Annotated in this window: 9 protein-coding genes; 2 read left to right on the plus strand and 7 right to left on the minus strand. The window is 56.0% G+C overall.

The genetic code is table 11. The features are described from left to right. Window positions 1-228 precede the first annotated feature (228 nt). Both AABA21_RS37800 and AABA21_RS37805 read left to right on the plus strand, forming a co-directional pair. Window positions 229-1,116: an LOG family protein gene (locus AABA21_RS37800; RefSeq protein ID WP_338258168.1), complete on the plus strand. Its 888-nt coding sequence runs from the start codon at window positions 229-231 to the stop codon at window positions 1,114-1,116. Window positions 1,117-1,413: 297 nt separating this feature from the next. Next, window positions 1,414-2,490 carry a hypothetical protein gene (locus AABA21_RS37805; RefSeq protein WP_338258170.1) on the plus strand — a complete coding sequence of 359 codons (1,077 nt, stop codon included), beginning with the start codon at window positions 1,414-1,416 and terminating at the stop codon, window positions 2,488-2,490. 101 nt (window positions 2,491-2,591) lie between these two features. Here AABA21_RS37805 and AABA21_RS37810 read toward each other — a convergent pair whose 3' ends face one another. The 7 genes from AABA21_RS37810 to AABA21_RS37840 all read right to left on the minus strand — a co-directional run bounded on the left by AABA21_RS37810 (window position 2,592) and on the right by AABA21_RS37840 (window position 11,676). After that, window positions 2,592-3,593, minus strand: a complete 1,002-nt coding sequence (locus tag AABA21_RS37810) for a methyltransferase (protein WP_338258171.1) — start codon at window positions 3,591-3,593, stop codon at window positions 2,592-2,594. Window positions 3,594-3,660: 67 nt separating this feature from the next. Beyond that, window positions 3,661-4,068 carry a VOC family protein gene (locus tag AABA21_RS37815; protein ID WP_338258172.1) on the minus strand — a complete coding sequence of 136 codons (408 nt, stop codon included), beginning with the start codon at window positions 4,066-4,068 and terminating at the stop codon, window positions 3,661-3,663. Between the two features lie 103 nt (window positions 4,069-4,171). Then, window positions 4,172-4,990 (minus strand): DUF6597 domain-containing transcriptional factor, encoded by an 819-nt coding sequence (locus tag AABA21_RS37820; RefSeq protein ID WP_338258173.1) that lies wholly within the window; start codon window positions 4,988-4,990, stop codon window positions 4,172-4,174. A gap of 112 nt (window positions 4,991-5,102) precedes the next feature. Further along, window positions 5,103-6,296, minus strand: coding sequence for a hypothetical protein (locus AABA21_RS37825; protein WP_338258175.1), 1,194 nt, complete (start codon window positions 6,294-6,296; stop codon window positions 5,103-5,105). Between the two features lie 350 nt (window positions 6,297-6,646). Then, complete coding sequence (locus AABA21_RS37830; protein WP_338258176.1) at window positions 6,647-7,666, minus strand: nucleoside phosphorylase-I family protein; 1,020 nt, start codon at window positions 7,664-7,666, stop codon at window positions 6,647-6,649. A 316-nt stretch (window positions 7,667-7,982) separates the two neighbouring features. Continuing rightward, the gene (gene glgB, locus AABA21_RS37835; protein WP_338258178.1) at window positions 7,983-10,061 is read right to left on the minus strand and encodes a 1,4-alpha-glucan branching protein GlgB; all 2,079 of its coding nucleotides are present in this window, start codon (window positions 10,059-10,061) and stop codon (window positions 7,983-7,985) included. A gap of 319 nt (window positions 10,062-10,380) precedes the next feature. After that, complete coding sequence (locus AABA21_RS37840) at window positions 10,381-11,676, minus strand: MFS transporter (protein WP_338258180.1); 1,296 nt, start codon at window positions 11,674-11,676, stop codon at window positions 10,381-10,383. Between the last annotated feature and the right edge of the window lie 188 nt (window positions 11,677-11,864).

Raw genomic sequence — 11,864 nt, forward strand, 5'->3', positions numbered from 1 at the left:
ATGGTCGTGGTAGTGGTGAGCGGCGCTTCGTGTTATACTGGATTTGTTATTGGTAGTATTATTCACGAGCGGTAAAAGTTGTTAGAAGTGCTGCTTAATCCTGATGACCGGTGTCGCTGCGGCTCAATCCTTGCTGTTATGATGATTGTGGGGAGTCTCTTTGTCTCCCTGGCGGGTCGGGCACACGAAATTTAGTGCTATCATCAGTAGTCAGAAAAGCGTTTTATTATGAAAAATAGGAACACCAAGATGAATGGATCGGGTAATCATCGAGACAAGACGGCGACCGAGCGCTATAATGCTCTGCGCCAGAAGGGGGCTGTTACAGATGATGAGAGGCTGCTTAGCCGGCCGACACAGCCGCTGGTCAGCCCCAATCAACCCGTTCCACATGAGCGTATCAAAGAGGAGGAGCATGCCTTTGAGCGTGCGCTGAACTTTGATTATACGATGACAGACCCCTGGCGAGTGTTCCGCATTATGAGCGAGTTCGTCAATGGCTTTGATGTGCTGGCCCATATTCCTCCCTCAATCGCCATTTTTGGTTCTGCGCGTACCAGACCCGATGATCCATCTTATGCCGCCGCCACCCTGACCGCGCGTTTGCTGGCCCAGGCTGGCTTTGGCGTCATCACAGGCGGGGGACCCGGCATCATGGAGGCCGCCAACAAGGGGGCACAGGAGGGTGGAAACCTGTCAATTGGCTGCAATATCGAGCTGCCTTTTGAGCAATCATCCAATCCCTATCTGGACATCTCACTCGACTTCCGCTACTTTTTTGTGCGCAAGACGCTGTTTATGAAATATTCCAGCGCCTTTGTCATTTTCCCAGGCGGCTTCGGTACTATGGATGAGTTATTCGAAGCGCTCACGCTGATCCAGACCCAAAAAGTCAGCAATTTCCCGGTCATCCTCTATGGGTCCGCGTACTGGGGTGGGCTGATGAGCTGGCTGCGTGAAACCATGCTTGGTGTCGAGAACATCTCGCCCAAGGATCTGGATCTGCTGCTGATCTCCGATGATCCGGCCGAGATCTGCACCCTGGTTTGCGAGGCCTATCAGCATAACAGTCAGCTCGAAAAAGTTGATCGTACACGCGAGACTTCGATTCGCTAGCGCGGTGCTAGCGAGTGCATAAGCGCCCCCGCGCAGGCGGCCGCATTCGCGGCCGCCACATTTTTTCTATGCAGGTGCGACCGCTGCGCATTCGCGCAGCGGTCGCACCTGCATAGAAAAAATGGCTACTATTTCAACCATTTTCGCAGGTCATCCGTACTCCTAAATAGAAGGTTTTGTGCGCATAAGCAAGAAAGCACACTCTTTTAAGCCGGCAAGGCCACGATCCAGTAAAAGGGTATCAGGATCGAGCTGCTTGCCGTATATTATTGATAAAAGCTAAAAAGGTTTTCTTTCATGCTACTATATAACCCGGAAAACAAGGGCCGAATATTAACAATCGAGCATCCGACGGAGAGCATACCCGCCTTGATGGTGTTTTCGGGCAATGCCGGCCAGTTGTTGCGGGGCGACATTCCGACCGCCAACATTTTAAAGGCTATGCGACAGCGCGCGAAGCGCAATGGCGTGCCGTTCACCATGCATCTGCAAGAGGCGGGGGCCATGAACAGTCGCAGTGTCGGCATGACGCGGCTGCTGGAGGATGTCTTTGGCGATGAGATCGTTATTTTTCGCTACGGCACCGAAGAGACCAACGGCCAGGTGCGCGATGGGATGGACCAGTACATCGTGTCCTCACGCAACCTGGAGATCCGCTCGCGCAGCGCCATCCATCTGACAATGGTTGAGCGCAAGTTCATGCGCCGCAACCAGCGCGTAGCTTTGAACACGAGCTATGATTTGATGCTGCCGGGCGGCGAGAAGATGTACCTGGAGACGACCGGCTTCCACTATGACCTGGGTTTGACGCCGACCAGCACACAGATCAGCCGTCGGCAGGCCATCGAGACCCGGCATGGCGTCGAGAAGCTCATTCAAAAGGACCTGGGCCACCACGACGGCAAGGCGCAGATCGGATTGAAGGGCCTGGTTACCTTCAGCGGCGACGGCAATACGCGTGGCTTCATCGGGACCCGCTGGCAAACGGATCGTGTCGAATATCTGAAGCAGGGTCTGGGTGATGGGGTCAAGGAGGCCACTGCTGAGATCAACGTGACCGCCAACCTGCCGCACAGCATCCAGCAGGAATTTTTGGAGCAGAAGAACTCGTTCACCCGGCTGGCCGGACACGTCGTCAACTCGGCCATCGACGCTATCGATGTCACCACCGGCAGCAAATGGGGCGAGCGCAAGCTGGACCACCAGTTTTACCGCGACTTCGTCATCAACTCTGAGGGTCGGCTGGTCCCCCTGCACCGCTTCGACGTCATCGAGAACAACGTCTTCTACAACTTCGCCAACGCCGACCACTACTTCATCAGCACCCTCTTTGGCTATCACGCAGCCGAAGATGAACAGATGGCGGCGGATTAAGCGAGACAGCGACCAGGCTCGCTTAATCCGCCGCATTGCGGGGAGTTTTAGGGGCAGGGAAGCGCCCCCTTGCACCAAGAGATGGAAGGGCGGGAATGTGCTTATAGCGGGCGACACTCGACGGTGAAGCGACCGGATGGAAGCCAACCGGTGGACTGAACCGCGAGCCCGGCCTCGGCGGCCAGTTCTTTAAACTCGACCAGCGTGCGCTCTTTGCCACCCACCAGGACCATCATCAGCAGTTCTGGAGCGGCCTTTTCGTCCGCTGTGACGCCATTGAGGATGACGACGCGACCGTTGGCAGGCTGTGCCGCCTCGGCGCAGCGGCTCAGAATCTGCCTGGCTTCTCGATCGGGCCAATCGCTGAGTACAGACTTGAGGAGGTAGAGATCCCCGCCAGCTGGTAAGGGATCAAAGAAGCTCTGCCCGATCTTTTTGACGCGCTCACCTACGCCCACGGCCCGCAGGATATGATCCGCGCGTGCCACCGTTGTAGGGAGATCGACCAGAATGCCTTGCAAATGGGGACGAGCGCACAGGATCGATGCCAGCAACGCGCCCGTGCCGCCTCCAACATCGACCACTGTCTTGACCTCATCCCAATCCCCCTTGATCAGTACCTCAGGAGGTGGCGTGCCGTGCCCCATTGGTCCGATGAGCGAGTCAAAGCTGGCCGCGATATCGGGATGGGCATCCAGATCATCCCAGAAGGGGCGACCGAAGATCTCATGGTAGGCGGGCGCGCCGGTTCGCACCGCGCTGAGCAGGCTTCCCCAGGCATAGGCCATGCGACCGCCGAAGCCGGTTAGATCCAGCCCGATCTGTAGGGTGGGGTTGAGCAAGCCCTGCGCCGCCGCATTGAGTTCAAAGCGACCGGGGGTCGGCTCCTGAAAAATCCCCCGGCTTACCAGGTGGCGCAGCACGCGCTGCAGTGAGTCGGCGTCACAGCCAGCTTTTTGGGCCAGTTCCGCGATGGTTGTGGTGCCAGATTCTAGATGGTTGGCGATGCGTAAGGTTGCTACCACGTGGATGCACCAGGGCGTACAGAGGTCACTCAGCGCGAAGAGATCTACGCTGGCCTCTGGTGTCTTGTCTTCTGTCATCTCGTGTCTCCTTTTCAATTGCGAATGATATTTTGCATCATGCCTTGATCTCAATCGCATGCTTTCTCTAGTGCAGTGGCCTGCCTATCTCCCAGTGGTAGCCAAAGGGATCTATGAGGCGCCCTATGCGCCAGCCATGTTCCTCTGTGATCGCATAGACCTCGGTTGCCCCGGCGGAGATGGCCTGCGCAAATAGCGCGTCCGGGTCGGCAACCGTCAGGATAAGGTGGACCGAGGGGTGGTCCTCAGAACTGGAATTGGGACTGGCAGCGTGGTCCTCTTGCAGCCAGAAGTTAGCCTCTGCAATGGTCAGTTGCGCCACAGCCAGCTTGCCTGTCTCATCTTCCAAACGATAGCTCTCATTGGCTCCGAATGCCGCCTGGTAAAAGTGGAGCGCCTGTGTAGCCTGGCTGACCGATAGCCAGGGAGCGATGCTGGTCCTGATTGGGGTGGAATCAGGAGTGTCTGTATTCATCAGCGTTATTGCCTGCCTTTCTTCTCTCATTTGTTAGCATAGTGTCCATCCAGGATACTATGCTAACAAATGACGGCGCGGCTTGTCTTGTAAAAAATTTCCCCTACTCGGGCAGGGGGATATGGTTACGGTGGGGACCGCGCTGTGTCAGATAGGCCTGTGGTGTGAGGCCAGCAAACGCCTGGAAATCATGGATGAAGTGTGATTGATCGAAGTAGCCGCAGTCCAGCACCAGCTCTGTCCAGCGGACGTGGCTCGCGTTCTCAGTCAGGTGCAGCGCATGCTGAAAGCGCCGCACGCGGCAATAGACCTTCGGGGTCAGGCCAACGCTGTCCTCGAACAGGGAGATAAAGCGCCTGGGGCGTAGTCCAAGCTGGTCGGTTATCTCCGTGATTGAGCGCTGTTTGCGTCTGGACTGAAACGCGTCGAGGGCGAACATGACGGCGGCAGGTGGCACCTGCTCCCAGCTGGCTCGCGCCAGCAGAAAGCGTTCGAGGATCTCGACCATGGCAGCGCGGTTGGTGGCTGACAGCAACTGCTCACGCAGATCTGCGGTGTCGCTACCCCACAACATCGATAGCTCGACCACCTGATTGGCCAATTCGCCCGCCGGAAGCGGCAGGAATGCTCGCATCCCGCCTGGCTTGAAGCAGACGCTGATGGTGCTGACCATGGTGCTGGTGTCGATGCAGCTGAACTGTGAAAAGGCGCCGTGGAGCACGCCTCCGTGAAAGGCCTGCCAGGCCCCTGACCGCTGTCGATCGCCCACACGCATCGTATCATGTCCCAGGTTGATGATTATCGCGGCCTGTGCGTTGGGCAGACAGCGCTCCTGCCCGGCTGGCGCTAGAGTGCCGCCATCATAGAAGCAATAGCACTCGATACAGCTCGACAGGGGAGCAGAAGGCAGGAAACGGTTCAAGATAGAGCTCTCCAGTTGATCGGACGATGAAGGCCCCGGGAAGATTTGCTTCCTTCCGAGACCTTCTGCGAAGATGGATGCCAGTGTCTAATAGTAGAGTAACATTGGGTGATTAGCAATCACCGGCCGGGGTCGTAAAGGTGCCGAGATAGGTATACTTGCCATCGATACCGATCGATGGCTGCTGGCGGGCGAAGAAGGAGAAGAAGACTTCATCCTGCAGATGGTAGCCATTGACATCGAAGCCAACGCCTACCAGTGGATCGCCCACCTCAAGGATGTTGGAACAACCATACTGAGGCTCAGATGGAACGCTCCAGTTAGGCACGATATTGTTGGTGAAGGGATCGTTGTACCACTCAGAGATCTCGTGACTCAGAGCGTCGGTGTTGGCGAACAGGTTGGGATTGGTGCTGCGCAGCAGGCCGGTATCGCCGTACTCCGCGTAGGCATAGGTCTGGATCGCTGTATTGTCCGCATTGGGGATGGCGTTGTGATAGCCACCAATGCAGCAGCCACCCTGATCGGTGCCCATGGTATTGTAGCTCAGGAAGATCGGCAGGACGCGCGTTGAGATGTGATACTTCTGCATGTAGGCGACCAGCTGGACATCAATGTAGTTGATATCGACGCCCGCCACCACTTTGCCGGTGCGCGTCGTCAGCTCTTTGCCCTGGTCAGCCGGAACATTGAGCGAGAGCGTCGGGTAGCGCACAGGCGGCGCCAGCCATACATGGTACAGAGGGCTCTTTGTCGACACGCTATTCCAGAACTCGGCACGCTGAATGGCATCTCCATACTGGGTATAGCCGCTCTCGTACTTCGCGAACTGGAAGATCGGCGACTTGATGACCGCATCGGCCTTTGTCGATCCATCATAGACGGTGCCATCGGAAAGAGTGAGCTTCATCGGGATCAAGATCGTCGGGACAACGGACAGGGATGATCCTTTGGTCGGATCCTTGCCAACCATGCTGTAGGGATAGTCCTGACCCTGATAGCTGAACGACGAGGTCCAGAACGGGATGGTTGCGATCTGGTGCTTGCCGCTGGACGTGGTCGCAGCTTTGGCGGTCGCCGCGGGCTGTGTCCCCGACGTCGTGGAGGGGGCAGGCTCGCTATTCTGGATCAGGCTCTGGCTGACCTGCGATGCGGGGTGCCAGTCCATAGGTTGACCATCGACCGCGTCATTGGTTTTCGCGCTTGCCGCTGATACCGTGGCGATGAGCATCATACAGGCAAGCAAGAAAGGAATGCTCAGGCGCGCAAACGTGCGCCTGCGCGAACGGAACAGATTCCTCGACATTGTTTATCGATTCCTTTCGGCGTTTTTAAATAGTTGAATATGAAAAAAAGAGAAGATGTTGAGTTCATAGATACCCCAAAAATAGGGTAGGAACTGGCACCCATATTGATGAACTCTTACGCCTAAGTATGCCATAAATCTTGTTATAATGCTACCGTTATAGAATACTTATGTAGCTAGCGCTTTAAATTTAATTAACAAGATCCATGCGATAGGGATGCCTGCAGTTGATGTACCGTATCAAGGGAAAAAGCCAGCTTATGAACTTCCAACGCACCATGTCCTCTATTCTAGTGTGAATAGAGGACATGTTTGTTCTACTTTAGAAAGTGTTGACTTGCGACTGATTGCTATTCTGATGTTGGCAGGCTCATCAGGTAGTGGGCCACGGTCGAACCGACCAGGTACAGGTTGTCTAACGCGATGTTGTTGGTGCGGAAGCCCCTGTTGATGAATTGCTCGATCGTCTCTCCTGGGGGAGGATTATAGAAGGCGCTAGCACCCCGTAGATCCAGGTAGTGATCCAGATGGCCAAAGCGCTTCAGGGAGGTGGCCGTCGCTGCATCTTCCTGGTTATAGGTGCAGTTGTGACCCTGGTTAACGGTCAACAGGTCCATAATATGTTGAGCAAGTTGAGAGAAGAAGAGGCCTTTCCAGAGGTTATCGCCTGAGTCGGTATCGCACTGGGCGACAAAGGGCTTTTTGCCAGGCTGATCGGTATCGGTATATTTCTGACGTTCCGCAATGGCTTCAGGACTATCCTCCAACGCGAGGTTAGCGGTTAGATGATAGGCCAGCGATACCAGGCTTGGGTTGAGAGGATAGACGGACGTGCTGTCCCGGAAGGTTGTTTTAGGAGGAATATAGCCAAAGGGATCGGAGATCTGTCCGGGTAGTTGATGGAAGCCCTGATCCCAGTCAACGATCCAGTTGGCCCAGGCGGTAAAGCCCAGCGTCCCTTCCTCTTGGCCCGGAAAAGTTGAAGTTGGTGGGGTGCTGGCCGTACCAGCGGTAATAAAGTAGGTATTCTGGAAATCGAAGCGTGGATCGGCCAGGATCGCTGACATACTGGCGGCCGCGTTGGATTTATCGACTCCGGTGATGGTCAGGCAGAGTCTCTGGACATTACATTGGACCGGGTTATCGGCGCCCGGCACATTAAAGACCAATGTAAAGTTTTCGTGACTCTGCCATCGCGTCGCTTCATCTGCGAACATGGTAATAATGAATACCTTGACCTTGAAGGTGTGTTGTGGCTTATGCTTGCCTGGAATCGCTTGAGCCTGCACCAGCCCCGAAGTCAACGTGCCAAAAAGGCAGAGGCTGAGACAGACTGCGAGCATGCCTCGCCGCAGGAACTTTGTACGCATGTATACAGTAACCTTTCTACAAATATGTTATACATTTTTAGTATGCTTGAAGAGCCTCGTATCTGGTGATCGAGGATATGCTTCATTTATGCTCTATTTTTAGTATATGGGTCAATTATGTCGAGATGTGCGTATGTATGGGTGTAGATTGGGAGGAGGGAAAAATGGTGTGTTTGGGGAGACGTGGGTGACCTGGGACCGGGTCGTGGAGCTCCAAGCCGGGGCGAGCCCGGCACCTACGGCGATCTTCATTTCGTTTGGGGGGTCACCGATGTGTCCCATGGGTGATGGAGCACATCGGTGACGTGGTGTTGGGTCAGGAGGGTTTCTCCGATGGGTGGTCGGAGGAGGTAGGGGCCTGCTCCTCTAATAATGGTTCGGGCTCGGTGCCGATGCTGCCGGGTCGGCGTTTGAGGATGACGGTTGCCAGCGGGGGCAGCGTCAGGACGATTGAGCGGAGACCAGACTGCCAGGGAATGGGCTCACTCGTCATGTCTTCGGTGTTGAGCAGGTTGCTGCCACCGTAACGGGCGTCGTCGCTGTTAAGGATCTCGTAGTAGATGCCGGAGACGGGTACGCCCAGGCGGTAGCCCTGGCGCGGCACCGGCGTAAAGTTGCTGATGAAGAGCAGGGTATCCTCATCGCTGGTGCCACGGCGCTGGAACGAGATCACGCTATTATCGCTATCGTGTGGATCGATCCAGGAGAAGCCGGCGGGATCGCAGTCCAGGGCGCTCAGGGCAGGCTCGTCCTGGTAGATCTGATTGAGTTGGGAGATAAAATCGAGTAGTTGGGCATGATGGGGATCGCTGGGCGGGGCCAGCAGGTGCCAGTCCAGGCTCTCCTTGTAGTTCCACTCGGCCCACTGCCCGAATTCGCCGCCCATAAAGAGCAGCTTCTTGCCGGGATGCCCCCACATGTAGCCGTAGAAGGCGCGCAGATTGGCGAACTTCTGCCACAGATCGCCCGGCATCTTATTGATCATCGAGCCCTTGATATGCACGACCTCATCGTGCGAGAGGGGCAGCACGTAATTTTCCGAATAGGCATACATCAGCGAAAAGGTAATGTTGTTGTGGTAGTTGCGACGGTAAATAGGGTCCAGCTTCATATATTCAAGCATGTCGTGCATCCAGCCCATGTTCCACTTGTGGGTGAAGCCCAGGCCTCCAACATAGGTGGGGCGCGTCACCAGCGGCCACGCGCTCGACTCCTCGGCGATGGTGATCGCGCCGGGTATCTCGGCATAGACCGCCTCATTGAGCTGCTGCAGGAAGGTGACCGCCTCCAGATGTTCGCGACCGCCATGCTCATTGGCGATCCACTCGCCTGATGGCCGCAGGTAGTCCAGGTAGAGCATCGAGGCCACCGCATCGACACGCAGGCCATCGATATGGTACTCGCGCAGCCAGAAGAGCGCGCTGGCGATCAAGAAGTTGCGCACCTCGCTGCGGCCATAGTCAAAGACGTAGGTGCCCCACTCCTTATGCTCGCCCTTGCGTGGATCGGGATGCTCATACAGGTGTGTGCCATCGAAGTAGGCCAGGGCATGCCCATCCTTGGGGAAGTGCGAAGGGACCCAATCGAGGATCACCCCGATGCCCGCCTGGTGGACATAATCGATAAAATATTGGAGATCCTCGGGTGTGCCGAAGCGGGACGTGGGCGCGTAGTAGCCGGTACACTGGTAGCCCCAGGAGCCATCGAACGGATATTCGGTGATGGGCAGCAGCTCGATATGGGTAAAGCCGTGGGCTTTCACATAGTCAGTTAGTGCCGGAGCCAGCTCGCGGTAGGTCATAAAGCGATCCTCTTCAGCCGCGCCTGGCACATGGCGCTCAGGCACGTGGCGCCACGATCCCAGGTGCACCTCGTAGACAGACATAGGGGCGTTGAGGTCCTGCCGTTGTGTTCGCTGTTCCAGCCAGGCCGCGTCCTGCCACTGGTGGTGTTTGATATCCTGCACGATACTGGCTGTATTGGGGCGCAGCTCACTGGCAAAGGCATAGGGATCGATTTTATCGGCCGTGTAGTTGTTATGGCGCGAATAGATGGCGTACTTGTAGAGCTCGCCCTCGCGCAGGCCGGGGATAAACGTCTCCCAGACGCCCAGCTCCAGATGGCGTAGCTCCATCAGATTGGAGCTGCGATTCCAGCTATTGAAATCGCCGATTACTGAGATCGCGAGTGCATTGGGGGCCCAGACCGCGAAGTTGACGCCCTCCACGCCATCGACGACACGGGGGTGCGCTCCCATCTTCTCATACAGGCGAAAGTGCTTCCCCTGTCCAAAGAGGTAGAGATCAAACTCGCTAAAGATCGACGGGGCCTCCCCGGTCTGCGATTGATTATTGGTACCGCTGTCCGGTTGCTGCGGAAGATGTGGTGCTGACATAAAAAACGTCCTTTGTTTTCGTTATTTGTGCCAATTTGCTTCTAGCATAGCACATTCAGCCAACCATCAGGACGTGTAAAGTTGAAGGCATAAATAAGGCAGTACGTGCGGGGCTTGCCCCCGCTTGCTTGCTTCCCAAGAGGAAAGGCCCCTTCAAAGCGATCAAGGGCAAATGAATGAGATGTATTGCATCATTCTCTCAGCTTTTTCGAGTGGCGAGGAAGGAAGCGGGGGCAAGCCCCGCACGTACTGTGGTCCTTTTCCTTTATGCATGTTCTAATGTTGAATATATCGAGGTTTGCGTTCCCGAACGTATACGTTATGACGGTTTGACGGGGATGGGTGATTCGGCGAGGGCGGGTAGTTCGGTGGGTGATGGGATGCTGGCCAGGCTCATCGCCGGTATTTTGATAAATGGGAGCGCGCTGAGGGCGAAGATGGCGCCGGAGATGTCGAGCAGGACGGCGGTGCTGAACAGGCCTGCGCAGACGCTGGAGATGCCCATGCCGATCAATACCATCAGAGACAGCACCGTGTTGTAGGAGCCAAAGACGCGGCCGCGATAGCTGTCGCTGGTCGTCTTCTGCATCAGCGTCTGGGCGGTCACCATGCCCCAGACGAGGAGGGCGCCGATGATGGCCATCAGGACCAGGTCGATGGCAAAGATGGGGGTATTGATGATGATGATCAGGAACAGGCCCATGATTCCAAATGAGAGCATGATCAGGTAGCGGGGCTGCAGGCGATGGATGACCTGTTGGCTGACGACGGAGGCCAGCAGGGCGCCCACGCCCTGGGCAGCCATGATCCAACCAAGGGTGCTGGCATTGCCGTGGAGAATCTCACGCGTAAAGGCCACCAGCAGCACATCCAGAATTCCTTCTCCCACCATCATTACACCCATACCGGTAAAGATGGCGCGCAACACCGGCTCCTTGCGTACCACCCGCAGTCCATCGACCAGTTCGTGCCAGAGATTGAGCCAGAGCGCCTTTGGCGTGACCTGCGTCTCTTCGCCGCTTGGCGCAGCTGCTTGCGCCCGGACCTGGGGACGGAACGTGATCAGCAGGAGACAGAGGGCCGCGATCAGATAGGAGGAGCTATCGATGGCCACGATACTGATAATACCGAGGAAGGCGTAGAGAGCACCACCAATGGTGGGTCCCAGCAGGCGCGTCACCGCCTCGCTGAATGAATCCAGCGAGTTGGCGGCCACCAATTCCTGCGAGGAGACGATCTGTGGGATCAACGCGTTTTTAGCCGGCATAAAAAACTGCGAGATCGCCGACTCCAGCAGGGTCACTGTATAGATCAGCCAGAGCAGGGAGGGAGAGTGAACCAGTAGCAGAAGGAGCAGGATCGCGGCGCGCAGTAGATTGGTCGTGATCATCACGAGGCGGCGATCCCAGCGATCGGCGAAGACGCCACCCAGCGAGCCGAGCAGCAGGCGCGGCACCGACATCGCGATGAATGTCCCACCGGTCGCCAGAACCGAATTGGTGAGGTCGAATATATAGAATGGGAGGGCCAGCACCATCAGCCAATCCCCAAGAGTGGAGATCAGCTCACCACTCCACAGCAGGGCAAAGTTGCGGTTACGCAGAACAGAAAACATGGTTGTAGCTCCTTCTAACTGCAAGATTTTCATCATAAATGGCAATTTATGTTATCGGTTTGATCTTTATTGTTAATCATTAACAAAATATTACAATGATGTGGTATATTTTGTCAATGAAATGGTGATTTAAATTATCGACATGGTGAACATCTGCATATGGATGGTCGGTGTTTAGCGAGGTGGCT

The organism is Dictyobacter halimunensis (genome assembly GCF_036245075.1).